This is a genomic window from Sphingomonas chlorellae, from assembly GCF_056485145.1.
Genome location: NZ_JBQXXM010000004.1, coordinates 136,685 through 162,472 on the forward strand (window position 1 = coordinate 136,685; position 25,788 = coordinate 162,472).

Annotated in this window: 25 protein-coding genes; 9 read left to right on the top strand and 16 right to left on the bottom strand. The window is 68.8% G+C overall.

Annotation, left to right across the window (positions count from 1 at the left end; all coding sequences use genetic code 11):
* The first annotated feature begins 37 nt into the window (after positions 1-37).
* The gene (locus ACT3CF_RS12045; protein ID WP_478423070.1) at positions 38-2,125 is read left to right on the top strand and encodes a RelA/SpoT family protein; all 2,088 of its coding nucleotides are present in this window, start codon (positions 38-40) and stop codon (positions 2,123-2,125) included.
* A gap of 75 nt (positions 2,126-2,200) precedes the next feature.
* Positions 2,201-3,229: a glycosyltransferase family 2 protein gene (locus ACT3CF_RS12050; RefSeq protein ID WP_478423072.1), complete on the top strand. Its 1,029-nt coding sequence runs from the start codon at positions 2,201-2,203 to the stop codon at positions 3,227-3,229.
* Positions 3,230-3,315: 86 nt separating this feature from the next.
* On the opposite strand, the gene ACT3CF_RS12055 is transcribed toward ACT3CF_RS12050, so the two are convergent.
* Together ACT3CF_RS12055 and ACT3CF_RS12060 are read right to left on the bottom strand one after the other, a co-directional pair.
* The gene (locus ACT3CF_RS12055; RefSeq protein ID WP_478423074.1) at positions 3,316-4,044 is read right to left on the bottom strand and encodes a class I SAM-dependent methyltransferase; all 729 of its coding nucleotides are present in this window, start codon (positions 4,042-4,044) and stop codon (positions 3,316-3,318) included.
* Positions 4,044-4,463, bottom strand: coding sequence for a GtrA family protein (locus ACT3CF_RS12060; RefSeq protein ID WP_478423076.1), 420 nt, complete (start codon positions 4,461-4,463; stop codon positions 4,044-4,046). The genes ACT3CF_RS12055 and ACT3CF_RS12060 overlap by 1 nt, the downstream gene beginning before the upstream one ends.
* A gap of 61 nt (positions 4,464-4,524) precedes the next feature.
* On the opposite strand from ACT3CF_RS12060, the gene ACT3CF_RS12065 reads away from it, so the two are divergent.
* Positions 4,525-6,417: an AcrB/AcrD/AcrF family protein gene (locus tag ACT3CF_RS12065; RefSeq protein WP_478423078.1), complete on the top strand. Its 1,893-nt coding sequence runs from the start codon at positions 4,525-4,527 to the stop codon at positions 6,415-6,417.
* Here ACT3CF_RS12065 and ACT3CF_RS12070 read toward each other — a convergent pair.
* The 6 genes from ACT3CF_RS12070 to ACT3CF_RS12095 all read right to left on the bottom strand — a co-directional run bounded on the left by ACT3CF_RS12070 (position 6,380) and on the right by ACT3CF_RS12095 (position 10,313).
* Positions 6,380-7,021, bottom strand: coding sequence for a MarC family protein (locus ACT3CF_RS12070; protein WP_478423080.1), 642 nt, complete (start codon positions 7,019-7,021; stop codon positions 6,380-6,382). The two genes, ACT3CF_RS12065 and ACT3CF_RS12070, sit on opposite strands and share 38 nt — an antisense overlap.
* Positions 7,022-7,043: 22 nt before the next feature.
* Positions 7,044-7,919: a bifunctional methylenetetrahydrofolate dehydrogenase/methenyltetrahydrofolate cyclohydrolase FolD gene (folD, locus tag ACT3CF_RS12075; protein ID WP_478423082.1), complete on the bottom strand. Its 876-nt coding sequence runs from the start codon at positions 7,917-7,919 to the stop codon at positions 7,044-7,046.
* Positions 7,916-8,218 carry a DUF167 domain-containing protein gene (locus tag ACT3CF_RS12080; protein WP_478423084.1) on the bottom strand — a complete coding sequence of 101 codons (303 nt, stop codon included), beginning with the start codon at positions 8,216-8,218 and terminating at the stop codon, positions 7,916-7,918. The genes folD and ACT3CF_RS12080 overlap by 4 nt, the downstream gene beginning before the upstream one ends.
* On the bottom strand, positions 8,219-8,500 hold the full coding sequence (locus ACT3CF_RS12085; protein ID WP_478423483.1) for a YggT family protein: 282 nt from the start codon (positions 8,498-8,500) through the stop codon (positions 8,219-8,221).
* 163 nt (positions 8,501-8,663) lie between these two features.
* Entirely contained in the window at positions 8,664-9,563 is a 900-nt protein-coding gene (gene argB / locus ACT3CF_RS12090; protein WP_478423086.1) for an acetylglutamate kinase, read from the bottom strand.
* A gap of 66 nt (positions 9,564-9,629) precedes the next feature.
* Positions 9,630-10,313 carry a queuosine precursor transporter gene (locus ACT3CF_RS12095; protein WP_478423088.1) on the bottom strand — a complete coding sequence of 228 codons (684 nt, stop codon included), beginning with the start codon at positions 10,311-10,313 and terminating at the stop codon, positions 9,630-9,632.
* A gap of 216 nt (positions 10,314-10,529) precedes the next feature.
* Here ACT3CF_RS12095 and ACT3CF_RS12100 point away from each other — a divergent pair, with 216 nt between their 5' ends.
* Positions 10,530-11,825, top strand: a complete 1,296-nt coding sequence (locus tag ACT3CF_RS12100; RefSeq protein ID WP_478423090.1) for a NupC/NupG family nucleoside CNT transporter — start codon at positions 10,530-10,532, stop codon at positions 11,823-11,825.
* Between the two features lie 84 nt (positions 11,826-11,909).
* Here the strand turns inward: ACT3CF_RS12100 and ACT3CF_RS12105 are convergent, their stop codons facing one another.
* On the bottom strand, positions 11,910-12,779 hold the full coding sequence (locus ACT3CF_RS12105; protein ID WP_478423092.1) for a 3-hydroxyacyl-CoA dehydrogenase NAD-binding domain-containing protein: 870 nt from the start codon (positions 12,777-12,779) through the stop codon (positions 11,910-11,912).
* A gap of 71 nt (positions 12,780-12,850) precedes the next feature.
* Between ACT3CF_RS12105 and ACT3CF_RS12110 the strand changes: the two genes are divergently transcribed.
* Positions 12,851-13,843 (top strand): DUF1176 domain-containing protein, encoded by a 993-nt coding sequence (locus ACT3CF_RS12110; protein ID WP_478423093.1) that lies wholly within the window; start codon positions 12,851-12,853, stop codon positions 13,841-13,843.
* Positions 13,844-13,857: 14 nt separating this feature from the next.
* On the opposite strand, the gene egtD is transcribed toward ACT3CF_RS12110, so the two are convergent.
* The 5 genes from egtD to gluQRS all read right to left on the bottom strand — a co-directional run bounded on the left by egtD (position 13,858) and on the right by gluQRS (position 17,967).
* On the bottom strand, positions 13,858-14,856 hold the full coding sequence (gene egtD, locus ACT3CF_RS12115; RefSeq protein ID WP_478423095.1) for an L-histidine N(alpha)-methyltransferase: 999 nt from the start codon (positions 14,854-14,856) through the stop codon (positions 13,858-13,860).
* A 2-nt stretch (positions 14,857-14,858) separates the two neighbouring features.
* The gene (egtB, locus tag ACT3CF_RS12120) at positions 14,859-16,142 is read right to left on the bottom strand and encodes an ergothioneine biosynthesis protein EgtB (protein WP_478423097.1); all 1,284 of its coding nucleotides are present in this window, start codon (positions 16,140-16,142) and stop codon (positions 14,859-14,861) included.
* 51 nt (positions 16,143-16,193) lie between these two features.
* The gene (locus ACT3CF_RS12125) at positions 16,194-16,754 is read right to left on the bottom strand and encodes a cob(I)yrinic acid a,c-diamide adenosyltransferase (protein WP_478423099.1); all 561 of its coding nucleotides are present in this window, start codon (positions 16,752-16,754) and stop codon (positions 16,194-16,196) included.
* An 82-nt stretch (positions 16,755-16,836) separates the two neighbouring features.
* On the bottom strand, positions 16,837-17,067 hold the full coding sequence (locus tag ACT3CF_RS12130) for a twin transmembrane helix small protein (protein ID WP_478423101.1): 231 nt from the start codon (positions 17,065-17,067) through the stop codon (positions 16,837-16,839).
* Positions 17,068-17,076: 9 nt separating this feature from the next.
* Positions 17,077-17,967, bottom strand: a complete 891-nt coding sequence (gene gluQRS / locus ACT3CF_RS12135) for a tRNA glutamyl-Q(34) synthetase GluQRS (RefSeq protein WP_478423103.1) — start codon at positions 17,965-17,967, stop codon at positions 17,077-17,079.
* 74 nt (positions 17,968-18,041) lie between these two features.
* On the opposite strand from gluQRS, the gene ACT3CF_RS12140 reads away from it, so the two are divergent.
* The 4 genes from ACT3CF_RS12140 (at position 18,042) to ACT3CF_RS12155 (ending at position 23,167) form a co-directional block, all read left to right on the top strand.
* Positions 18,042-18,608 carry an HNH endonuclease gene (locus ACT3CF_RS12140; protein WP_478423105.1) on the top strand — a complete coding sequence of 189 codons (567 nt, stop codon included), beginning with the start codon at positions 18,042-18,044 and terminating at the stop codon, positions 18,606-18,608.
* Between the two features lie 130 nt (positions 18,609-18,738).
* Positions 18,739-21,174 (top strand): transglycosylase domain-containing protein, encoded by a 2,436-nt coding sequence (locus ACT3CF_RS12145; protein ID WP_478423107.1) that lies wholly within the window; start codon positions 18,739-18,741, stop codon positions 21,172-21,174.
* A 50-nt stretch (positions 21,175-21,224) separates the two neighbouring features.
* Entirely contained in the window at positions 21,225-22,229 is a 1,005-nt protein-coding gene (locus ACT3CF_RS12150) for a threonine aldolase family protein (RefSeq protein ID WP_478423109.1), read from the top strand.
* Positions 22,226-23,167, top strand: a complete 942-nt coding sequence (locus tag ACT3CF_RS12155; protein WP_478423111.1) for a DMT family transporter — start codon at positions 22,226-22,228, stop codon at positions 23,165-23,167. Before ACT3CF_RS12150 ends, ACT3CF_RS12155 begins: the two co-directional genes overlap by 4 nt.
* Here the strand turns inward: ACT3CF_RS12155 and ACT3CF_RS12160 are convergent.
* A complete protein-coding gene (locus ACT3CF_RS12160; protein WP_478423484.1) occupies positions 23,077-23,940 on the bottom strand; it encodes a Rossmann-fold NAD(P)-binding domain-containing protein in 864 nt (287 codons plus the stop codon). The genes ACT3CF_RS12155 and ACT3CF_RS12160 overlap by 91 nt on opposite strands.
* Before the next feature lie 34 nt (positions 23,941-23,974).
* A complete protein-coding gene (locus ACT3CF_RS12165) occupies positions 23,975-25,678 on the bottom strand; it encodes a M28 family metallopeptidase (protein ID WP_478423113.1) in 1,704 nt (567 codons plus the stop codon).
* Positions 25,679-25,788 lie beyond the last annotated feature (110 nt).

Consider the following 25,788-nt stretch of genomic DNA (forward strand, 5'->3'; position numbering starts at 1 on the left):
GTTGCATTGCCGCGGCACGGCGCCCCATTTAGGTGCCGTGCTGCGACAATATGAACTGGTCGATCGGGTTCTTTCCTACGATCCTCATGCCGATGAGGCGCTGCTCAACCGCGCCTATGTGTTTTCGGTCAACGCCCATGGCACGCAGAAGCGCGCGTCGGGCGATCCGTATTTCAGCCACCCGATCGAGGTGGCGGGCATTCTGACCGACCTGCACCTCGACGACGAGACGATCGCCACCGCAATCCTTCACGACACGATCGAGGACACGGTGGCGACGCCGGACGAGATCCGGCGCCTGTTCGGCGAGAATGTCGCCCGGATGGTCGACGGCGTGACCAAGCTGTCGAAGATCGAGGCACAGACCGAAAGCGAGCGCGCCGCCGAAAACCTGCGCAAATTCCTGCTCGCCATGTCGGACGACATTCGCGTGCTGCTGGTCAAGCTTGCCGACCGGCTGCACAACATGCGCACGCTCCATTTCATCAAGAACCCGGACAAGCGCAAGCGGATCGCGCGCGAGACGATGGACATCTATGCCCCGCTCGCCGAGCGGATCGGCATGTACGAGTTCATGAAGGAGATGCAGACGCTCGCCTTTCGCGAACTCGAACCCGACGCCTATGAATCGATCAAGCGCAGGCTCGAGGCGTTACGCATCGAAGGCGAGGACCGCGTCCAGAAGACGTCGACCCAGCTCCAGCAACTGCTCGCGCGCGGCGGCATCGAAGCCGAGGTCACGGGGCGCGAAAAGCACCCCTATTCGATCTGGAAGAAGATGTCCGAGCGGCACGTCAGCCTCGAACAGCTGTCGGACATCATCGCCTTCCGCGCGATGGTCGAGACCGAGGAGGAGTGTTACCGGGCGCTGGGACTGATCCACCGCCGCTGGCCGATGGTGCCGGGACGGTTCAAGGATTACATCTCGACGCCGAAGCGCAACGGCTATCGTTCGCTGCACACCACCGTCATCCACGCCGAGAATATGCGGATCGAGGTGCAGATCCGCACCCGCGAGATGCACGCACAGGCCGAATACGGGCTCGCCGCGCACTGGGCGTACAAGCAGAGCGCCGTCCGCCCCGACACGCAGGTCAGCTGGATCCGCGATCTGGTCGAAATCCTCGACCATGCCGCAAGTCCCGAGGAACTGCTCGAGCACACGCGGATGGCGATGTACCAGGATCGCATCTTTGCCTTCACGCCCAAGGGCGAGCTGATCCAGCTGCCCAAGGGCGCGACGCCCATCGACTTTGCCTATGCCGTGCATACCGACCTGGGCGACCAGGCAGTGGGGGCCAAGATCAACGGCCGGGTGGTGCCGCTGCGCACCGAAATCCAGCAGGGCGACCAGGTCGCGATCCTGCGGTCCAAGGCGCAGGAACCGCAGCCCAACTGGCTTGCCTTTGCCATCACGGGCAAGGCGCGCGCGGCGATCCGGCGGCACATCCGCCTGAAGGAGCGCGACGAGACGCTGAAGCTGGGCCGCAAGCTGTTCGAGGACATCCTGCATCGCCTGCCCACCCCCGCCGGCCCCGAAGCGACCGGCGACGCGCTGAAGCGGCTGAAGCTCAGCGACGAGGACGCGTTGATGGAGGCCATTGCGCGGCGCAAGCTGACCGATGCGCAGGTGATGGAGGCGATCATGCCCGGATCGGCGGAAAATGCCGAGCACGCCGCGCCCCCGCAAAGCTCCGCGATCGATATCAAGGGGCTCACTCCCGGCGTCGCATTCGTCCTGTCGGAGGATTGTCGACCGATTCCCGGCGACCGGATCGTCGGCATCCGCCGCCCCGGCAAGCCGATCGAGGTCCACGCCATCGACTGCGCGAGCCTGGCGGATGTCGGCGAGGACGACTGGGTCGACCTCACCTGGGGCGACAAGGCCGAAGGCGGGACCGCGCGCATCGCCGTGACGCTGAAGAACGAGCCGGGCGCGCTGGGCGCGATCGCGACGATCATCGGCCAGCACAAGGCGAACATCCTGGGGCTGCGGCTCGACAACCGCGACACCACCTTTCACACCAACACGATCGACCTGGAGGTACGCAACGCCGCGCACCTGATGCGGCTGCTTGCGGCGTTGCGCGCAGCAGACGCGGTGAACTCTGCCGAACGCGCGTGACGACGCGGAACCTTTCGCCTGCGCCCTGCTAATCGCCTTTGCGAAGCGGGGCGCACAAGGCTAGAGAGGCCGCCCATGAACCGACCCAAACTTTCCGTCGTCGTCCCCTGCTACAACGAAGAAGCGTGCCTGGAGGCGCTGCACGCGCGCGTCTCCGCTGCGGCACACGCGGCCGTGGGCGACGATTACGAGATCGTGCTGATCAACGACGGATCGCGCGACAATAGCTGGCAGGTGATGCAGCGGCTTTCTGCCGTCGATCCGCATCTCGTCGCGATCAACCTGTCGCGCAACCATGGCCACCAGCTCGCGCTGACGGCCGGACTCGACCTGTGCGCGGGGGACGAGATCCTCATCATCGACGCCGACCTGCAGGATCCGCCCGAATTGCTGGCCGACATGCGCGCGGCGCTGCGGTCGCAACAGGCCGACGTGGTCTATGCCGTTCGGCGCAAGCGCGCGGGCGAGAGCGTGTTCAAGAAGATGACGGCGGCGATCTTCTATCGCGCGCTCGACCGGATCACCGACACGCCGATCCCGCTCGACACCGGCGATTTCCGCCTGATGACCCGCCGTGCGCTCGACGCGCTGCTGTCGCTGCCCGAACAGGCGCGCTTCATCCGCGGGATGGTGGCGTGGATCGGGTTCAAGCAGGTGCCGTTCGTCTATGACCGGCACGAGCGCCACGCGGGCGTGACCAAATACCCGCTGGGCAAGATGATCCGCTTCGCACTCGACGCGATCACGGGCTTTTCGACCGCACCGCTGCGCTTTGCCAGCCATGTCGGCCTGATCCTGACGGCGGCATCGGCGTTGCTGGTGCTCTATATCGTGTTCGGCTGGCTGATGGGTTCGGCGATCCCGGGCTGGACATCGCTGATGCTCGTCGTCGTCGTGCTGGGCGCGGTGCAGATGTTCGTGCTGGGGATGATCGGCGAGTATCTGGGCCGCCTCTATGTCGAGTCGAAGCGCCGGCCGCTCTATCTGATCGCCGACATCGCCGGACCGGTGCAGCGCCACGCAACGCTCGGCTATCGCTATGCCGACGATGCCGAGGAGGAAGTGCCGCTCCACCCGCTTCAGGGCGAGAACGAACGCCACTGACGCGGAACGGGGCGCCAGCCCCACACCGGCACCCCACACCGGCAAAAAGCCCCGTCGCGACCGCGTGCCGCGCGGGGCCGCCGGAACTAACGCGGTTCGGCGAGCGCGATCAGCGAAAGGCCCGGCGGCATCGGCAGCCGCCCGACCAGATGGCGCTCGGCCGCAAAGATCCGCTGGAACACCGCATTGACCAGCGCGGGCGGCGGCGAGTCGTCGCTGTCGTCCTTGCCCATCAGCTTGCCGGCGAACCGCGCCGCGACCGCCACCGGGAACAGCAGCGAATTGAAATAGCCGAGCTTGCGCCACTTGAGCCCGGCGCTGGCGAGCGCCGACTCGAACGCCGCCTTCGAATAGCGGCGCTGGTGATGGTTCACGACGTCATGCGCGCTCCACATCCACTGATGCGCCGGCACGGTGACGAGGATCTTGCCGCCCGGCTTGAGCAAAGTCGCCATGGCACGCAGCGCACCGACATCGTCGGCGACATGCTCGACGACATCGAGAACGGCGACCAGATCGTAGCTGGCACGCGGCACGCCGGGCAGTTCGGGCAGCGGCGCGGTCCCCACCGGCTTGCCGAGCCGTTCAGCAGCCTTGGCGCGGGCGGTCGCGTCGATCTCGATCGCATCGACCGTTCCGAACCGCGACAGCATCGGCAGGTTATGCCCGGTGCCGCAACCGATCTCCAGAATATGGGCATCGGCGGGAAGATTCCCCCAATGCGCAAGATAGTCGGCCAGGATCTCGCGGCGCGCGCGATACCACCAGTGCGTGGTGTCATGCGCCGCCATGCGGTCGTAAACGATACGGTCCATCAGCCGAAAACCCAGAGACGATTGAGAAGGAAGGTGGCGAAGGGCGTGACGAACACCACCGGGACCAGCGGAAGCCAGGTCGGTCCCGGCACGATGCCACCGGTGAGCGCCCAGGTGAAGCCCGCATTGAGCAGCATTCCCACGCCCTGCACCACGAAGAAGCGAAATTGCGTGCCGGGCCCCTCATCGGCCTGGTGCCCGCGGAAGCTCCAGCGGCTGTGCATGAAGAAACCGAACACCACCGCGACCAGAAATCCGGCGATCGACGCCAGCACGGGATGCATCACGTGACCGGCGAGCGGCAGATAGACGGCGGCATAGACAAGCGTCGACAGTCCGCCGACGATGACGAACCGGATCAGCTGTCCCAGCGCCCCGCTGGCGTGCAGCGCCTCCAATCGATGAAGCAGTCCCGTCACGATCCCTTGCCCTGAAGCCAGAACGCGCCCTAATGCGCGCGACGGAACGAGGAAAGCCATTTTGCAGCGCAACACCATCGCCCGCCTGTTCGCCGGATGGCGGATCGACCGTGATCTCGATCAGAACTGGAAGACCTGGACCTTCGCCTTCTGGGCGGGCGTCGTCGCCTGGTTCCTGTGGCAGCGCCACGGCAACATCTATTGGCTGGTGCTGGGCGACACCGACGACAATATGCGGCTGATGCAGGTCCGCGCGCTGCTGGCGGGCCAGGGCTGGTACGACCTGCGCCAGTATCGCATGGACCCGGCACTGGGCGGATTCGACATCCACTGGTCGCGTTTCGTCGATCTGCCGATCGCGGGGCTGATCCTGTTGCTGAAGCCGATACTGGGCACCGCGGCGGCCGAACGCTGGGCCTGCGGCATCGCGCCGCTGCTTCCGCTGAGCATCGCGATGACCGGGCTGGTGCTCACCATCCGCCGCCTGCTGGCCCCGGCGGCATGGCCGATCGCGCTCGTCATCCTGCTCGGCTGCACCTCGACGATGCTGATGTTCGCGCCGATGCGGATCGACCATCATGGCTGGCAGCTCGCATGCCTGGCCCTGACGGTCGCCGGACTGGCCGACCCCAAGGGGGGACGCGGCGGCGCCACGGTCGGCCTGTCGAGCGCACTGTCGCTGACGATCGGGCTCGAACTGCTGCCCTATTGCGCGATGGCGGCGGCGATCATCGCGCTGCGGTGGATCTGGGATTCGGCCGATGTGCGCCGGATGCAGGTCTATGGCCTTTGCCTTGCCGGCGGATCGAGCGCGGGCTTTGCGTTCTTTGCCTCCAACGCCAACCACGCCATGCGCTGCGACGCGCTGACGCCGGTATGGCTGACGGTGATGGTCGCGGCGGGCGCGCTGCTCTTTGCGCTCTCGCTGGCCAATCCGCGTAGCCGCTGGGCACGTTTCGGCCTGGCGGCGGTTGCCGGCGCGGCGATCATTGCCGGGTTCGTCGGCATGTTCCCGCAGTGCCTGGGCCGCCCCGAACAGGTTTCCGACGAACTGGCCAACACGTGGCTCAACAATGTCCGCGAGGCGCGGCCGATCTATCGCCAGACGTTCAAGAACGCGTTTCCGGTCGCGACGCTGCCCATTCTGGGGCTGATCGGCGCGCTTGCCGGCGTCTGGCGCACGCGGGGCACGCAGGCAGCGGCCGGGTGGGCGGCGATTGCGCTGTTCACGGCCTTTGCCGGCGGGATGCTGTTATGGCAGATGCGCGCCGCCCCGGCCGCACAGATGCTGGGCGTTGCCGGCGCGACCGCGCTCGTCTGGATCGTCGTGCCCTGGTTCCTGCGCCGCCGCTGGATGGCGGTGCGCGTGCTGGGGGCCGTGGCGGGCTTCCTTGTCGTCTCGGGCTTCTTCACCGGGCTCGTGCTCCGCTTCATGCCGGCAGAGAAGCCCGCCAAGCCGGGAACGAGCGGCCCCGACAAGGTCGCACAGGCCAATGCCGCCTGCGCCCGCGTGACGTCGCTCAGCCCGCTCAACAACCTGCCGCGCGCGATCATGTTCACGCATGTCGACCTGGGGCCGCGGCTGATCGTCGTGACGCACCATGACGCAGTTGCCGGCCCCTATCACCGGAACGGCGACGCGATCCTTGACGTCCACCACGCCTTCACCGGCCCGGCCAAGGCGTTCCGCGCCATCGCCGCGCGGCACCATGCCGAATATCTGCTGGTTTGCCCGAACCTGTCCGAAACGACGGTGTACCGCGCACGCAATCCGAACGGCTTTTACGCCCAGCTCCACCGCGGGCAGGTGCCGAGCTGGCTTGAGCCCGTGGCGCTGCGCGCCGGATCGCCGTTGCGGCTGTGGCGAATCCGCTATGACCTGCCCGACGACCCCGCGACGGACAAGAAGGCTGGCGTCAGTGCCCCGTCGCCGCGCGCACGGCCACAAGGCTAGCGCGGATCCCGTCGATCACGAACTGCGCCGCCAGCGCCGCGAGCAGGACGCCGAGCAGCCGTGACACCACGGCCTCGATCCGTGCTCCGACCAGCCGCATGATCGGCCCGGCGGCAAGCAGTGCCAGCAGCGACAGCGCGAGTACCGCGATCATCGCCGCGAGGACGACCGCCGAACGATCGAGTCCGCTGTTCTGCGACATCAGCAGCATCACCGACGCGATCGATCCCGGCCCCGCCAGCATCGGCATCGCCATCGGAAAGATCGAGATGTCGACGGGCTCGCCCGCCTTGACCTTCTCGGCGCGATCCTCACGGCGCTCGGTGCGCTTTTCGAACACCATTTCGAGCGCGATCAGGAACAGCATGATCCCGCCCGCGATCCGAAACGCGCTGAGGCTGATGCCGAGCGCGCGCAGCAGCAATTCGCCGAAGAGCGCAAAGCCGATCAGGATGATGCCCGCGACGATCACGGCCCGGACCGCCATCGCGCGCCGGTGAACGGCATTGGTGCCCGCCGTCAGCCCCGCAAAGATCGGCGCACAGCCCGGCGGATCGATCACGACGAAAAAGGTGATGAACGCCGAGACGAAGAGTTCGATCATGCCGGACACGCTCCCGCGCCGATCACAACGCCGACTCGTCGAGATCGATGCCGTCGCGACGGTGCGCGGCGACCAGCGTGTTGCGGAGCAGGCAGGCGATCGTCATCGGCCCAACTCCGCCGGGGACCGGCGTGATCGCGCCTGCGACGGACGCCGCGCTGTCGAAATCGACATCGCCGACCAGAACCCCGTCGACGCGGTTGATGCCGACGTCGATCACCGTGGCGCCCGCCTTGAGCCATTCGCCCTTGACGAAGTGGGGACGCCCGACCGCGGCGACGACGATATCGGCATGGGCGAGGAAATGCGGCAGGTTGCGCGTGCGCGAATGCGCCAGCGTGACCGTCGCGTTGCGCGCGGTGAGCAGCGCCGCCATCGGCTTGCCGACGATGTTGGACCGGCCGATCACCACCGCATTGAGCCCCGACAGGTCGCCCAGCCGATCCTCGAGCAGCATCAGGCAACCCAGCGGGGTGCACGGAACGAACCCGGGCAACCCGGTGGCGAGACGCCCGGCATTGACCGGATGGAAGCCGTCGACGTCCTTTTCGGGGTCGATCCGCAACAGCACCGCCTGCGCGTCGAGATGCGCCGGCAGCGGCAACTGGACGAGGATGCCGTCGACCCGCGGATCGGCATTGAGTTGATCGACGAGTGCGATCAGCGCATCCTGGCCGGCATCGGCCGGCAGGCGATGCTCGAAACTCTCCATACCCGCTTCGCGGGTCATCTTGCCCTTTGAGCGCACATAGACGGCCGATGCGGGATCGTCGCCCACCAGCACCACCGCAAGGCCGGGAACGCGCCCGGCTGCGGCCTGGAATTCGGAAACCTGGTTGGCGATACGGGCCCGCAGGCCCGCGGCAAAGGCCTTGCCGTCGATCAGTGCTGCGCTCATGGTTCGCCCTCATAGAGACGCGCGGCGATTTGCGCCAGCGCCGCGGCGTCGCCGGCGACCGCCAGCCGCTTGAGCCGCGCAGTATCGCCCGCAATCAGCCGGACGTCGCGCCGCGCCACGCCAAAGCTGCGCGCGACCAGCGCCACGAGTGCGGTGTTCGCCGCCCCTTCGACGGGCGGGGCGGCAAGCCGGGCGGCGAAATGGTCGGGCGTTCCCGGCCCGATCCGGTCGCGCGAGGCGCGCGGCGTCACGCGGACGGCGATTTCCAGTCCGTCCGCCGTCTCACGCCACGCAGGCACTCAGACGCCGGCTGCCGACAGCGCGATCTGGCGCGCGGCAAAGGGGATCAGGTAATTCTGCAGAATGATGACCAGCAACAGCACCACGAAGGGCGAAAAATCGAGCCCGCCGAAATCGGGGAGAATCCGGCGGATCGGCCGATAAAAGGGTTCGGTCATCACGCGCAGCGCGTTCCACAGCGAACGCACGAAGTCGTTATAGGTGTTGATCACGTTGAACGCGATCAGCCACGACATGATCGCCTGGACCACGATGATCCACCAGAACACCGTCAGCAGCATCTGCACGATCTGCAGCAGCGTTATCAGAAAGTCGCTCAAGGGGGTCTCCGCAATTCGCCGAGGGGCTGGATACAGGAAAGCCTGCCGCGCCCACAACCGGCATTATCGTCCGGGCATATAGGGGATGCACAACCCGGGCGCATCCGCCGCCCGGGTCGTAGCCTCAGGCGCGGACCAGCGTCCCGGCGCCGCACCGGGTGAAGATTTCGAGCAGCATCGCGTGCGGGATGCGGCCGTCAAGGATCACCGCGGCATCGACCCCGGCCTGAACCGCAGCGACGCAGGTATCGACCTTGGGGATCATGCCGCCCGAGATCGTGCCATCGGCCTTGAGCGCGGCGATCCGGGCCGGATCGAGATCGGTGACGAGTGCGCCCGACTTGTCGAGCACCCCCGCAACGTCGGTCAGCAGGAAGAAACGCGATGCGCCGCACGCGCCGGCGATCGCGCCCGCCATCGTGTCGGCGTTGATGTTGTACGTATGGCCGTCGGCACCCATCGCGATCGGCGCGACCACGGGGATGAAGCCCTGGTCGGCGAGCGTCTTCAGTAATGACGGATCGACCTCGACCGGCTCGCCGACGAAGCCGAGGTCGACGTGGCGCTCGATCCCCTGAAGCGGGTCGGCGGCACGACCTTCAACCTTCCGTGCAGTGACGAGGCCGGCATCCTTGCCCGCGATCCCCACGGCCCGGCCGCCCGCCTGCGCGATCCAGCCGACGATTTCCTTGTTGATCGAGCCCGCCAGGACCATCTCGGCGATCCGTGCGGTTTCGGCATCGGTGACGCGCAGGCCGCCGACAAATTCGGATTCGACGCCCAGGCGCTTGAGCATCGCGCCGATCTGGGGGCCGCCGCCATGAACGACGATCGGGTTGATCCCCACCGCCTTGAGCAGGACCATGTCATTGGCGAACTGGCGCTGAAGCTCAGGATCGCCCATGGCGTGGCCGCCATATTTCACCACAAACGTCGCCCCCGCATAGCGCTGCAGATAGGGCAGCGCCTCGGTGAGCGTTTCGGCCTTGGCGAGCATCGCCGGATCGGGTGCGTGATCGGTCATTCGGGCGCCCTTAGGCCAAATGACGACGAAGCCCAACCCCTGGGACGACGCACGCCCGCTGCGACGTCAGAGCGGACGCCGCCCGTCGAGCCGGCGCCCGAACGCGACAAAGGCATAGATCAGCGGCGGAACGAGCACGAGGCTGAGCACCACCTTGGCAATCATCTGTCCGACGAGCAGTTCGCCGATCGGAAAGACGTTATAGAAGGCCACGGTGACGAAGATCAGCGTGTCGGCAATCTGGCTGAGCATGCTGGCCAGCGCCGCGCGCAGCCACAGCATCCGCCCCGTTCCCGAACGCAGCGCGCCGAAGATCGTCACGTTGAGGATCTGCGAAATGCCATAGGCGATGATTCCGCCCAGCCAGATTCGCGGCGTCCCCTCCATCATCAGGGTAAAGGCGGCGAGCCGGCTCGGCTCCATGCTCGCCGAAGCGGGGAGCCTGAGGACGAGCAGCGAGAGCAGCACCGACACGACGAGCGGCACGAAACCGAACAGCACCAGGCGGCGCCCGATTTCCGGACCATGGAGTTCGGCAACCGCGCTCGACACCGAGACGAGCATGAGGAAGGCAAAGATTCCCGCCTCGACCGCGAGCGGACCGACGCCCACCCATGTTCCGAGGACCGACAGCGGCCCGAGCGAGACCTGCTTGTTGCCAAGCACCCCCGCAATGCAGACCATGCCGCCGTAAAAGACCGAGAAGAAGAAGAGCGAGCGCGTGATGCTGGCGCTGGAGCGGATTTCCATCGGAGGACGCTAGCGGCAAAGCGCCGCCGGCGAAAGAGGGCGGCGGCAAGACCGTGCACCGAAGCCGCCATGAAGGCGTCGCACCTGTCCCATTTGCGGGCCTGCATCGTCGATCGTACGCGTGCAATGCCCCCTATCGCCTTCGCCCGCCCGACGTGTATGAACGGCAAGTTTGGCCGGCCGCCCATGGGCCGGCGCTGGGGCGCATTTCAGCGGATGACTCATTTTCCGACCGGTATCTTCGGTATTCTGGCGATCCTTGCGATCGCATTCCTGCTTTCGACCAACCGCCGCGCGATCCAGCTTCGCGTCGTGGGCGCGGCATTTGCGTTGCAGACCGGCATCGCAGTGCTCGTGCTGCGGACCAGCTGGGGCCAGGCCCTGTTGCACACGATGTCGAACGGCGTTTCGGCGCTGCTCGGCTATGCGAGCGCGGGCACGAGCTTCCTGTTCGGCCCGCTCGCCAAGCCTGAACTGGGGGGAAACAGTTTCGCGATCAGCGCACTGCCGGTGATCGTCTTCTTCGCCGCGCTGGTCTCGATCCTCTATCACCTTCACATCATGCAGTTCGTGATCCGCTGGATCGGCGGCGCGATCGAGAAGGTGGTGGGAACGAGCAAGGTCGAATCGCTGTGCGCGGCGGCCAACATCTTCGTCGGCCAGAGCGAATCGCCGCTGGTGATCCGGCCTTATCTGGCGCGATTGACGCCGTCGCAGCTCTTTGCGGTGATGAGTGTGGGCATGGCCGGCGTCGCGGGCACGATCCTTGCCGCCTATGCCAGCCTGCTGGGGCCGGGGTCGCTCCCCTACCTGCTCGCCGCGTCGTTCATGGCGGCACCGGGCGGACTGCTGATGGCCAAGATCATCATGCCCGACACCGACGTCGCCGACGACGAACTGCCGCTGGGCGACGATGTCGAGGAAGAGGTCATCAAGCTCGCCGAGCACGACCTGGAGGAAGAGCGCGCCGCCAACATCATCATGGCGGCGGCGACGGGCGCGTCGACCGGCGTGAAGATCGCGGTGGCGGTCGGCGCGATGGTGCTTGCGTTCGTCGCGCTCGTCGCGCTTGCCAACGGCCTGCTCGCGAGCGCAGGCGACTGGGTTTACCACGCGAGCGGCAATGCCGCCTGGGCAAGCGGCCTGGCCGGGCTGAGCTTTCAGAAGATCATCGGCACCATCTTTGCCCCGGTGATGTACCTGCTCGGCATTTCGTGGCGCGAAGCGGTCGAGGCGGGCGGCCTGTTCGGCACCAAGCTGGTGCTCAACGAGTTCGTCGCATTCATCGACCTGGGCAACATGACCGACCTGGCGCCGCGCACGCGCGCGATCATCACCTTTGCGCTGTGCGGCTTCGCCAATTTCAGCTCGATCGCGATCCAGATGGCTTCGACCGGAAGCCTCGCGCCCAATCAGCGCCCGCTCATCGCTAAGCTGGGCATCCGGGCGCTGATCGCCGGAAGCCTGGCCAATCTGATGTCGGCAGCGCTCGCGGGGCTGCTGCTTCCCTGACGCATCCGCGCCATCGCGAACCAAAAAAGGGGGGCGCCCGGCACTGGCCGGACGCCCCCTTTTCGATTGCGGCAACCGCGAAGATCAGCGCGTCGGGACCGGCTCCGGACCGGTATAGTCGTAGAAGCCGCGCTTGGTCTTGCGACCGTACCAGCCGGCTTCGACATATTTGACCAGGATCGGCGCCGGGCGGAACTTGGGATCGCCCGTCCCCTCGAACAGCACGCGGCAGATCTCGAGGCACGTGTCGAGACCGATGAAGTCGGCCAGCGTGAACGGCCCCATCGGGTGGTTGAGGCCCAGCTGGCACGCCGCGTCGATGTCACGGATCGTCGCGACGCCCTCGCCCAGCGCGAAGCAGGCCTCGTTGAGCATCGGCAGCAGGATGCGATTGACAATGAAGCCGGGCGCGTCGTTGGCATGAACGATACGCTTGCCGAGCGACTGACCGAACGCCTCGACCGTCTTCACCGTCGCGTCCGAGGTCGCAAGGCCGCGGATCAGTTCGATCAGCCCCATCACCGGCACCGGGTTGAAGAAGTGGACGCCGACGAACCGCGCGGGATCGGGCGCAGCCTGGGCCAGCCGCGTGATCGGGATCGACGAGGTGTTGCTTGCCAGGATCGCGTCGTCGCCGAGCACCTTGCCGACATTCTCGAAGATCTGGCGCTTGATCGACTCACGCTCGGTCGCGGCCTCGATCACGATGCCGCACGGCGCCATCGCCGCGACATCACCGACCGGCTCGATCCGGGCGAGCGCGGCGTCGGCGTCGGCCGCGGCGATCTTTTCCTTCTCGACCAGACGCTTGAGCTGCTTGGCAATCCCCGCCTTGCCGGCTTCGGCACGCGCGACGTCCACATCCGACAGGAGCACATGGTACCCCGACTGCGCCGAAACCTGGGCGATCCCCGCCCCCATCTGACCTGCACCGATTACACCGATCGTCTGCATCGTTTCGTCTCCGTTGGTGGTTCGTGACCGCCGCCCTACCGCTCCCTGCCCGGCTCGGCTAGACTGCGATCATGCTGCTCCTCGCGATCCTTGCCGCCGTACCGACCGATCCTGCCATGGGTTCGATCAAGACTTTCTCCGATTGGGCCGTCGCCTGCGACAATGTGCGGGCGTGCGAGATGACCGCGCTGGCGCCCGATGGCGGCGACTGGCCCGATGACGGACCGCGGCTCGCCTCGATCGAGCGCAAGGCCGGGCCGGATGGCACGTTCCGGGTCTCGATCGACGCCGGGGATGCCAAGGGCGACGCGGTGGTCGCCATCGACGGGCAGCGGGTCGGTGCGGGCCGCATTGCCGAGGGGCAAGTGACGCTGACGGGTGCGGACGCCGCGCGGCTGGTCACGGCTGCGGCCAACGGCACGGCGCTGACGCTCGCCGACGCGCGGGGGAAGATGATCGCGCGGGTTTCGCTGAAGGGGTCGTCGGCTGCGCTGCGCTTCATCGATGCCGAGCAGGGGCGTGCGGGCGGGGTGACGGCGGCGATTGCGCGGGGGCCGAAACCGGCGTCGGCAGTGCCCGCACCGCCGGCGGTGCCGCGGATTGTCGGGGTGAAGGCCGATGGGACGGCGGTGCCGATTACCGCCGCGATGCGGGCGCAGATGGAAAAGATGGTGGATTGTTCGAGTAATTACAGCGACGACAATCCCGCCCCGGAAGTCGAGATGGCAGCACTGGGCGGCGGCGCGACGCTTGCGCTGCTACCGTGCGGGAACGGCGCCTATAATTTTTCGAGCGTCGCCTTTATTGTCCGCGGAAGCAAAGTAGAAACGGCAGACTTCGATTATCTTGGCGACGCGGAGTTGCTGACGAATGCGGGATGGGATCCGAAGAAATCAGAACTATCCACCTATTCAAAAGGGCGCGGCGTCGGCGATTGTGGAGAAAGTGCGCGATATATTTGGGACGGCACCTCGTTCCGCGCGATCGAGGTGCGCGAGATGGACGAGTGCCGGGGGTCGATCAACTGGCTGCGAATCTGGCACGCGGAAGCCGTAACGCGTTGAGATAAAACAGCTTGTCAGGGCGCGCTGGTCATCGCGCGCGCCTGGCACAGCAGCAGCGCGAACCAGTCGCGCGGATCGGTCCATTCGGCCACGGGCTCCCAATGGCCGGCGCGAAGCAGCAATCGGCTGCCGTTCGGGCCGTATTTATGGCTGTTTTCGGTGTGAATCGTGTCGTTCGCCGCGATTTCGAAGTCGTTCCCGGAAACCGAAAAGCCAACCGCCCGGACTGCCTCGAGATGCATTTCGATCCGCGCCGAATCGGCATTCCAGATCGCGCGATGGCGGAAGGCGTCGACCGGGATCGTCCCGTCGAGCTCGCGATTGATCCGTTCGAGCAGGTTGCGGTTGAACGCCGCGGTCACGCCGGCCGCATCGTCATAGGCGCGCACGAGGATGTCGGGATCCTTGATCCGGTCCATCCCGATCAGCAGCCACGCCCCCTCGCCCAGCCAGTCGCGCATCGCGCGCAACAGGTCGACCGCGGCCGGCGCGGTGAGGTTGCCGATCGTCGAGCCGGGAAAGAAGCCGATCTTGGGCAGCCCCGCGACCGGCGCGGGGAGCGGCACCGGGCGCATGAAATCGGCCTCGACCGGATAGACGGGCAGCCCGGGAAACGCGCTGCCAAGCGCGGTCGCCGATTCGCGCAGGAAATCGCCCGAAATGTCGATCGGCACATAGGCCGCAGGCGCGACCGCGCGCAGCAGGTGCGGCGTCTTGGCCGACGCGCCCGACCCGAATTCGACCACCGCCGCCCCCCGCGGCACCGGCAGCGCCGGACAGACGCGTTCGAGCAGCGCGGTCTCGGTCCGCGTCGGATAATATTCGGGAAGCCGCGTGATCGCTTCGAACAGTTCGGAGCCGCGCCGATCGTAGAACCAGCGCGCCGGAATCGCGCGCGGCCGCCGCGCGAGCCCGGCGAGCACATCGGCGCGGAACTGGGGATCGACGCGCGAGCGCGGCCCCGTCGTCGGATGGGCGAGCGCATCGGCCGGCGTTTCGAGAAGCGTGTGCATCGTCAGAGATCCTTGGCGAGCCGCACGCCGGTGAACTGCCAGCGCTGATGCGGGTAGAAGAAGTTGCGGGTGGTCGCGCGCACGGTGCCGCGCGGCGTGGCGCAACTGCCGCCGCGCAGCACGAACTGGCCGCTCATGAACTTGCCGTTATATTCGCCCACCGCGCCCCCGGGCGGATCGAAGCCCGGATAGGGACGATAGGCGCTGCCGGTCCATTCCCAGACATCGCCGAACCAGCCCGCACCCGCCGGACGCGGCGCCACCGGACCGGCGGCGTCGAGCTGGTTGCCGCCGTCGGGATCGTCGCCCGCGGCCGCGGCCTCCCATTCGGCCTCGAGCGGCAGGCGCGCGCCGGCCCAGCGCGCATAGGCGTCGGCTTCGAAAAAGCTGACATGCGTGACCGGCGCCGCCGGATCGACCGGACGCCGCCCGTCGAGCCCGAACCGCGTCCAGCCGTCGCCGTCGCGCGCGCGTTGCCAGTAGAGCGGCGCCGCGATCGCATTGGCCTGGACCCAGGCCCAGCCGTCGGACAGCCAGAGCCGCGGATCGCGATAGCCGCCGTCGGCGATGAACCCCAGCCATTCGGCGTTGGTGACGGTGCGGTCGGCCAGCGCATGCGCGTTGAGCAGCACGCGATGCCGCGGCGTTTCGCAGTCGAAGGCGAAGCCGTCGGCCCCGGCCGCGCCGTCGGTGCCGATCGCGACGATGCGTTCCCCCGATTCGCGCCAGCGCACCGGCGCGGGCACCGCCGCGGGCGGCCGCGGCGCCCCCGCCGACGCGGGCGGCCAGACGGCCGGTTCGAGCGGGTTGACCGAGAAATGATGGAGAATGTCGGTGAGCAGCAATTCCTGATGCTGCGCCTCATGCTCGCACCCCAGCCGGACGAGCGCGGCGGCGGCGGGGGACAGGTTGGGAAGCGCGTCGCGCACCGCGGCATCGACCGCGGCGCGATAGGCGATCACGGCATCGAGCGTCGGCCGCGAGAGCATCCCGCGCGCGGCGCGCGCCTGGCGTGCGCCTTCGGCGTCATAATAGCTGTTGAAGAGAAAGCCCCAGCGATCGTCGAACAGCCGGTAGCCGGGGACGTGATCGCGCAGCACGAAGGTTTCGAAGAACCAGCTGGTGTGCGCGAGATGCCATTTGGCGGGCGACGCATCGGGCATCGACTGGATCGTCGCATCGGCGTCGGAAAGCGGCGCGGCGATCGCGGCCGTGAGCGCGCGCGTGCGCACGAAGCGATCGGCAAGGGGCGACAGCGCCGGGTCGGCGGCGGTCGATATTGGCATGATCCGTCTCCTCCACGACCGCGCTGCCCGCCCCGGAGGAACCGTTATGGTTCAGCGCGATGCCCCTGGAACCCACAGAACGTCGCCGCCACGGCTTTGGTTCACAAAGCGCGCCGCAACGAAGAGCAGGTCCGAAAGCCGGTTGAGATAGGCGAGCGCCGCCGCGTTGAGCGGCGCGGTGCGGTTGGCGAGCACGGCGGCGCGTTCCGCCCGGCGCACGATCGCGCGGGCGAGATGGACCGCCGCGGCATCGGGATTGCCGCCGGGAAGGATGAAGCTGTTGAGCGGCGCGAGCGACGCGTTCATGTGGTCGATCGTCGCCTCGAGCCATTCGACCTGCGGGTCGGTGATGCGCAGCGCCCCCGCCACTCCGTCGGGCGTCGCGAGATCGGCGCCGAGATCGAACAGATCGTTCTGGATGCGCGCGAGCACGGTGTCGCGCAGCCATGGATCGGCCAGCCCCGCGCGGGCGACGCCGATCGCGCTGTTGGCTTCGTCGACATCGCCGATCGCTTCCATGCGCGGATCGGCCTTGGAAATGCGCGAGCCGTCGACCAGCCCGGTGGTGCCGTCGTCGCCGGTGCGCGTGTAGATCTTGTTGAGCTTGACCATCGTGCCGCCGGTGTAGAGCGGAAGCGGCGCGGGGGAAAGCGGCCGGAGGGGAAGCCCCCGCCCCCACCCGGGCGCGGCGCGCTCAGCCCTTGGCCGAGGCGACCATCAGCAGCAGCACGAGCACGACGATCGCCCCCGCCTGGAACAGGATGCGCTGTTGCATCAGCTTGTTCGAGCGGAGGCTGGGGTTGCTGGGGCCTTCGCCCTTCAGATCGGCCTCGGTCGCGCGCAGGAAGTTCACCACCCCGCGAATGAGCGTGAAGAGCGTCGCGACCATCATCGCGACCAGGACGAGCACGAGCAGCCAGTTCATCCCGCGAGCCTAACCCGCCGCCGGGGCGAAGCCAATCGGAAGTTGGCCGCCGCGCAACGCATCGGCGACGGCGCGGCCGTCATGCCCCGCCTCGCGCATCGCGGCGAGCGTCGGCGCGCCGTGGCGCTTGGCAAGGCGCCGGCCGTCGGGGCCGGCGAGCAGCGCGTGGTGGCGATAGAGCGGCACCGGCAGCCCGAGCAGCGCCTGGAGCAGCCGGTGGACATGCGTGGCCGCGAACAGGTCGGCGCCGCGCACGACGTGCGTGACCCCCTGGGCCGCATCGTCGACCGTGACCGCGAGATGGTAGCTGGCGGGCGCGTCCTTGCGCGCGAGGATGACGTCGCCGTGCGCGGCGGGATCGGCCGCGACATGGCCGGCAAAGGCATCGTCCCAGCCGAGCGCCGCGGCACCGCCGGGAACGGCCGCGAGCGCGCGCGCCATGTCGATCCGCCAACTGTGCGGCGTCGCGGCGAGGCGGGCGGGATCGGGCGGCAGCCCGCGGCAGGTGCCGGGATAGACCGGCCCGTCGGGGCCGTGCGGCGCCGACAGCCGCGCGGCGATGTCCGCGCGCGTGCAGAAACAGGGATAGAGCAGCCCCCGTTCGCGCAGCCGGGCGAGCGCGGCGTCATAGGCGGGCTGGCGCCGCGACTGGAACCAGACCGGCCCGTCCCATTCGAGCCCCAGCCAGTCGAGATCGGCGAGGATCGCATCGACATGTTCGGGGCGGCTGCGCGTGCCGTCGATATCCTCGATCCGCAGCAGGAAGCGCCCGCCATGCGCGCGGGCGAAATCGTGCGCGGCCAGGGCGGACCAGGCATGGCCGAGATGGAGCCGCCCGGTGGGGCTGGGTGCGAATCGCGTGCAGACCCCGGCAGCTTCCGGGGGTTGACCATGAGTCAAGGGCTGTGCTGTCATACCCCGGTCACGCTTCCCCGGCAGGAAGCGTCGGCGTGAAAATTAGGGCGAGGGTGTGCATGTACCATCCCGATCTGATCCGCCATCCGGACGGTTGCCCGGCGCTCGTGCTCAATGCCGATTATACGCCGCTCAGCTATTATCCGCTCAGCCTGTGGCCGTGGCAGACGGCGATCAAGGCCCTGTTCCTCGAGCGCGTCGACGTCGTTTCCTATTACGAGCGCGAAGTGCGCAGCCCGAGCGCGCGGCTGAAGCTGCCGTCGGTGATCGCGCTGAAGCAATATGTGAAGCCGTCGCAATTCCCCGCCTTTACCCGGTTCAACCTGTTCCTGCGCGACCGTTTCGCGTGCCAATATTGCGGCAGCCACCACGACCTGACGTTCGACCATGTCGTGCCGCGCGCGCAGGGCGGGCGGACCACCTGGGAAAATGTGGTCACCGCGTGCGCGCCGTGCAACCTGAAAAAGGGCGGCCGGACGCCGCGCCAGGCGGCGATGCCGCTGGCCGAGGCGCCGATTCGCCCGACGAGCTGGCAGTTGCAGGAACATGGCCGCCGGTTTCCGCCCAACCACCTGCACGAGACCTGGCGCGACTGGCTGTACTGGGACGTGGAGCTGGAAGCCTGAACGGGGGTGGGCTGCGGAACGGGCGGGCACGCGGGTTGGTGCGCGGCTTGCCGGGCGGACTGTATTGGAATATCAATACACCTCATGGCTAGTGCTTTGCAGCGGCGCGCGAGGGGTCTAGAGGCGCGCCATGGCGCGTGATCCCGGTTCCAGCGAGAGCAGCTTTCCGCTGCGTCGGCGTTCCCAGTCGGACGAGGACGAGGCAGCGCCGCCGCGCGGCTGGCGATCGCGGCCGCTCGACGACGATGCGGCGCCGCTGCCGCTGGCGCCGGGCGGGCGCGTGATGCCCCCGGCCCCCCCCTATCCCGCGGTCGATCCGGTCGCCGAGGCACCGGCGCCGCGGCGCGGCGGATGGTGGCGGCGCGGCGACGGCGCGCAAGGCCCGGCGAACGGCGCGGGCGGCCCCGGAATGCCCGGCGGCGGCGGCGCGGGCGGCGGCGGCCCCGACGATCCCGACGCACCGTGGCTGCACGGCCAGGAACCGGAGCAGCCCGGCGGCGAGGCCGCGGCGCCCCGGCGCAATTTCCTGTTGCGGCGATCGACGTGGCGCTGGGCGGCGCGCGGCGTCGCGGCGCTGATCGTGCTGTTCGTCGTGGCGGTGGGATGGCTGGCGGTGACCGCACCGCTTTCCAAGTCGCTCCAGCCGCCGACGCCGCCGTCGATCACGCTGCTTGCCGCCGACGGCACGCCGATCGCGCGGCGCGGCGCGGTGATCGACAAGCCCGTCGACGTGAAGAAGCTGCCCCGCCATGTCGGCGAGGCGTTCGTCGCGATCGAGGACCGGCGATTCTACAGCCACTGGGGCGTCGACCCGCGCGGCATCGTGCGCGCGGTGCTCCACAATGCGACGAGCGACGGCAGTTCGCAGGGCGCGAGCACGATCACGCAGCAGCTTGCCAAGAACGCGTTCCTGACGATGGACCGCACCGCGACGCGCAAGTTCCAGGAGGTGCTGATCGCCTTCTGGCTCGAGGCGTGGCTGAAGAAGGACGAGATCCTCTCGCGCTATCTTTCGAACGTCTATTTCGGCGACAATGTGTACGGGCTGCGCGCGGCGTCGCAGCATTATTTCTCGGTCGCGCCCGAGGACCTGACGGTGAGCCAGGCGAGCATGCTGGCGGGGCTGGTCAAGGCGCCGTCGCGACTGGCGCCGACGGGCAATCTCGACGGCGCGCGGGCGCGGCAAAAGCTGGTGGTGGCGGCGATGGCCGATGCCGGTTTCCTGACCGCGGCCGAGGCGGCGCGCGTGCGCCCCGCCGTGCTCCACGTCCGCAAGACCGCCGAGGACCTGCCGAGCGGCACCTATTTCGCCGATTGGGTGCTGCCGCAGGCGCGCGACCGCGCGGGCGAGATCGCGAGCGAACAGACGGTGCGCACGACGCTCGACACGCGGCTGCAGGCGGCGGCCGAGCGCGTCATCAAGGGCGCCGGCCTCAGCGGTGCGCAGGTGGCGATGGTGGCGATGCACCCCGACGGCCGCGTCGTCGCGATGGTGGGCGGCCGCAGCTATACCGAAAGCGCGTTCAACCGCGCGACGCAGGCGCGACGCCAGCCGGGTTCGACCTTCAAGCTGTTCGTCTATCTCGCCGCGCTGCGTTCGGGGATGACGCCCGACACGATGGTCGACGATTCGCCCGTCGAGATCGCCGGGTGGAAGCCCGAAAATGCCGAGGGCCGCTATGCCGGGCGCATCCCGCTGCGGCGCGCCTTCGCCAAGTCGAGCAACGTCGTCGCGGCGCGGCTGACCGCCGACATGGGACCGAGCAAGGTGATCCAGGCGGCGCGCGACCTGGGCATTTCGACGCCGATCCCCAACGAGGCGTCGATCGCGCTCGGCACCTCGGGCGTGTCGCTGCTCGAACTGACCGCGGCCTATGCGTCGGTGGCCAATGGCAGCTATCCGGTGCGGCCGCGCGGCGTCGACGACGACCCCGCCGACAGCGACTGGCTGTCGCGCCAGCTCAGCGGCCCGCGCAGCTATGGCGGGCGCGAGCTGGCCGACCTGCGCTCGCTGCTGGCGACGGTGGTCGAGGCGGGGACCGGGCGCGGCGCCAACCTGCCCGTGCCGACCTATGGCAAGACCGGGACGACGCAGGACGGCCGCGACGCGCTGTTCGTCGGCTATGCCGGCGACCTGGTCGTGGGCGTGTGGGTCGGCCGCGACGACAACAAGGCGGTGCCGGGCCTGGCGGGCGGCGGGTTGCCGGCGCGGATCTGGAAGGACTTCATGGTCCGCGCGCTCGACCTGACGCTGCCCCCGCCGCCGCCGGTCGAGGAGGAAGGCAACAACGCGATGACGCTCGACGACGTGCTGAACGGCGTCCAGGACTTTGTCGAGGGCAGCCGCGTCGAGACGCAGGTGGATCCGCAGGGCGATCCCGACGCCGGGCCGCCCGAGCCCGCGCCGCCGCCGTCCGCACGCGCCGCCCCCAGCCCCGGCGCACGCGGCGCCCCGGCCCCGGCGCGGCCCGCGCCCGACACCGGGCGGCGCCCCGGCGGTGACGCGACCCCGACGGCGCGGCGGACGCGGACGCCCGACGCGCCCGCCGGCGACGGCACCTTCTGATCCCGTCGGGGGCGGTTGACCCGCGCCGCGCGGGGCCGCAAGGCAGCGCCATGCGCTTCTTTTCGGACAATGCCGCCCCCGTCGCGCCCGCCGTGCTTGCCGCGCTGGCCGAGGCGAACACGCTCGACACCGCCTATGACGGCGACCGCTGGTCGCAGGCGCTCGACGCCCGCTTCTCGGCGCTGTTCGAGACAGAGGTGCGCGTGCTGTGGGTGCCGTCGGGGACCGCGGCCAACTGCCTGGCGCTCGCCGCGCTGTGCCCGCCGCACGGCGGCGTGATCTGCCACCGCGACGCGCATATCCAGAACGACGAGGGCGGCGCGCCCGAATTCTATACGCACGGCGCCAAGCTGATCCTCGCCGACGGACCGGGCGCGAAGCTGACCCCGGCCGCGATCGAGGCGGTGGCGGGCGCGATCCGCAACGACGTGCACCAGGTGCAGCCGCACGCGATCTCGATCACCAACGCGACCGAATATGGCCGCGTCTATACCCCCGACGAGGTGGCGGCGATCGGCGCGGTGGCGCGCGCGCGCGCGCTGGGCCTGCACATGGACGGCGCGCGCTTTGCCAATGCCGTCGCGCATCTGGGATGCTCGCCCGCGGCGCTGACCTGGCAGGCGGGGGTCGACGCGCTGAGCTTCGGCTTCATCAAGAATGGCGGGATGAGCGCCGAGGCGCTGGTGTTTTTCCGCACCGAGCTGGCCGATGTCGCGCGTTATCGCCGCAAGCGCGCGGGGCTGCTGTTTTCCAAGGGCCGCTATCTGGCGGCGCAATTGCTGGCGATGCTGGCGGAGGACCGCTGGCTCGACCATGCGCGCGCGGCCAATGCGGGCGCGGCACGGCTGGCCGCAGCGGCGGGACCGGCGCGGCTGGTCCACCCGGTCGAGGCCAACGAGGTTTTCCTGAAGGTCACGCCCGCCGAGGCGGCAGCGCTGCGCGCGCAGGGATTCGACTTTTACGACTGGGCGCCGGGCGAGATCCGGCTGGTGACGGCATGGGACCAGGACGCGGGCGTCGTCGCGCCGCTGGCCGACGCGATCGCCGCGCTGTGAGCGCGCCGGACGACGCCTCGCCCCCAACGCCCACGCCGCCGCGCTCGACGCGGCTGACGGTGCTGATCCCGTTCGCGATCGTCGTGCTGATCTGGGGATCGACCTGGATCGTCATCCGCGACCAGATCGCGGTCGTGCCCGCAAGCTGGTCGATCAGCTATCGGTTCCTTGTCGCGGGCGTGACGATGCTCGGCTGGGCGGCGATGCGGCGCGAACGGCTGTGGCTCGACGCGCGCGGCTATGGCTTCGCGGTACTGCTGGGGCTCGCGCAGTTCGTGCTCAACTTCAACCTCGTCTATCGCGCCGAGGCGCACATCACCTCGGGCGTCGTCGCGATCGTCTATGCGCTGCTCCTCGTCCCCAACGCGCTGCTCGCGCGGGTCTTTCTGGGGCAGCGGATGGGACAGCAACTGCTGATCGGATCGGCGATCGCGATGGCCGGCATCGCGCTGCTGTTCGTCCACGAGGCACGGATGGCCCATGCCGGGCCGCACGAGGCGGTGATCGGCATCGGGCTGGCGCTGGCCGGCGTGCTGGCAGCGTCGATCGCCAATGTGATGCAGGCGACGCGCACCGCCCAGGCCTATCCGATGACGGCGATGCTCGGCTGGGCGATGCTGGGCGGCGCGGGCATCGACGCCGCGATCGCCTGGGTCATGGCAGGACCGCCGGTGTTCGAATGGCGCCTCGCCTATCTGGGCGGCATCCTGTATCTGGGCGTGCTGGGATCGGCGGTGGCGTTCAGCCTTTATTTCCGCATGATCCGCACGATCGGCCCGGCCAAGGCGGCGTATACCGGCGTGGTCATTCCGGTGGTCGCGATGCTGTTTTCGACGTGGATCGAGGGTTATCGCTGGTCCGGACTGGCGATCGGCGGCGCGGTGCTGGCGCTGGCGGGGCTGGTCGTCGCGCTGAGGGCGCGCAGGCCCGCGCGGTAATCGGGATAGAGCGGCGCCCAGCCGAGCAGCCGCCGCGCCCGCCCGTTCGCGACGCGCCGGTTTTCGGCATAGAAGGCAAGCGCCGCGGCGCTGAGCCCCGCCCGGTCAAGCGGCACCAGCGGCGGCGGCACGCATCCGAGCAGCCGCGCGGCATAGGCGATCACGTCGGCCTGCGACGCGGGAAGATCGTCGGCGAGATTGTAGATGCCGGCCGGCGCGTCGAGAGCGGCGAGCACGCCCGCGACCAGATCGTCGACATGGACGCGGCTGAACACCTGTCCCGGCACGTCGACACGCACCGCCTGCCCGGCACGGAGCCGGTCGAGCGGCGATCGGCCGGGACCATAGATGCCGGGCAGCCGGAACCGCCGCGCGCCGGGAAGCGCGCCCCAGGCGGCATCGGCGGTGCTGCGCGCGCTGCGCCGGCCCGTGCCGGTGGGGCTCGCCTCGTCGACCCAGGCGCCGCCGACATCGCCATAGACGCCCGTCGACGAGAGATAGCCGATCCAGCACCCGCCCGCCGCCGCAGCGGCGATCGCCGCGCCATGGCGGCCGAGCACGGGATCGCCCGCGGCATCGGGCGGGACGGTCGAAAGCAGGTGGGTCGCCCGCGCGAGCGCGGCCGCGACAGCGGGGCTGTCGTCGAGCGCGAGCGTGGCGTCGCGCCCGTCGCGCGTCACCGCCGTCACCTGTCCCCCGCGCGCGACGACGGCGGCGGCGATCCGCGCGCCGCAATAACCCGGCCCGAACAGGAGCAGGCGGACCGCCGACAGCGTCGTGCGGTCGCCCGCCCCGGCCGGGGCACGATCAGCGGGCGACAGGGCCGCCAAAGAAGGTGCCGAAGAAATCACCCTTGTTCCACACCGGCCGCTGATCGGCGTCGGCGATCGCGCGGGCGATGCGATAGTTGACGTCGACGAAGCGCACGCCCGATTCCCAGTCGATGCCGGGTTCCTGCGCGACCTCGTCCGAGGCCTGGTGATAATGTTCCTTCATGAAGCGTTCGGTCGCTTCCTTGCCCGGCCCGGCCTGACCCGGCCACAGGAACACCGAGGGGATGCCCTGCTGGACGAAGCGATAATGGTCCGAACGCACGAACAGCCCCTCTTCGGGCATCGGATCGGGCGAGATGGTGACGCCGATTTCGGCCGCCGCCTTCTGCACGATCGGGCCGAGCGTCGAGCGCGGCGCGCCGAACACGACGATGTCCGAGAACTTGTAGGTGATGATCGGCATGTCGAGATTGACGTCGGCGACGAGGTTCGCCTTGGGCAGCGTGGGGTTGTGCGCGAAATAATCGGCGCCCACGAGGCCCTTTTCCTCGGCGGTGACGGCAAGGAAAAGCACCGAGCGGCGCGGCGCCTTGCCCGACGCCTTGAACCGCTTGGCCTCCTCGATCAGCGAGGCGACGCCGACCGCATTGTCCATCGCGCCGTTGTAGATGGTGTCGCCCTTCCGATCGGGACGACCGACGCCGACATGGTCGAGATGCGCGGTGAGCACCACGACCTCGTCCTTGAGCTTGGGGTCGCTGCCCGGCAGCAGGCCCGCGACATTGTAGCTGGTGAGCGGCTTCGACGTCGTCTTGAGCGACACGGTGAGCGTGCCCGGAAGCTGGACCGGCTTGAAGGTGGCGCCGTCGACCTCCGCCGCCTTGCGGATCGCATCCCACGCGCCGGGCGTGCCGGCGAAGAGCTTGGCCGCGCCCGCCATGCTGAGCGCGCCGAGGCCGGGCGTCGCCGGGGTGGGGATGTGGCCCACGCCGCTCGCGTCGGCCCAGGTCACGCGCGGGCGATCCCAGAAGCTGGCCGCCATCGCGAAGGGGCGGTTGCGCGCGGTGATCGGCGATTCGAGCGTGATATAGCCGACCGCGCCCTTCTTCATCGCGATTTCGGCCTTGGACGCGGGGCTGCCGAAATGCGCGCGCTCCTCGCCCGGGAAGCTGCTGGGCGCGCCGCCGAAAAAGGCGACGATCTTACCCTTCACATCGGCGCCCTTATAGTCGTCGCGGCCCACGCCGACGATGCCGTAGCCGACGAAGACGACGGGCGCGGTGAGCGTGAAGCTGGGGCTGGCGGGAACCGCGCCGGGGACGAAATCCTGGCCGAAGGCGAGCGCGACCGGATCGCTGCCCTTGCGCGAGACGACCATGCTGCCCTTGTCCGCGGCGTTGTAGGCGACGAGCGGCACCTTTTGCAGATAGCCGCCGGCATCGCCCGCCGGGCGCAGCCCCTGGGCATAGAATTGCGACGCCACATATTGCGCGGCGATGTCATATTCGTTCGAGCCCGCGTCGCGGCCGCGCATCGGATCGGAGGCGAGGAACATCACATGGCTCTTCATCGCCGCCTGATCCTCGGGCAGCGGCGCGGTGATGATCGCGTTCTTTTCCGCCGCGGACATGCCCGTCGCGGCGGGGGCCGGTGCGGGCGCCGGCGTCGGCGCCGTCTGGGCGGTGGCGGCGGACGCGGCAATGGCGGCGATCGCCAGCGGCGCGGTCAATCGGAACATGCAACCCCTCTTCCTGAAAACCTGTGACCGGCGTATCGGTAGCATCACACACCGCCGGCGCAACGACAGAAATGGTTCGGGCGAGAATGGGATGGCGGGCGGCGCCCATG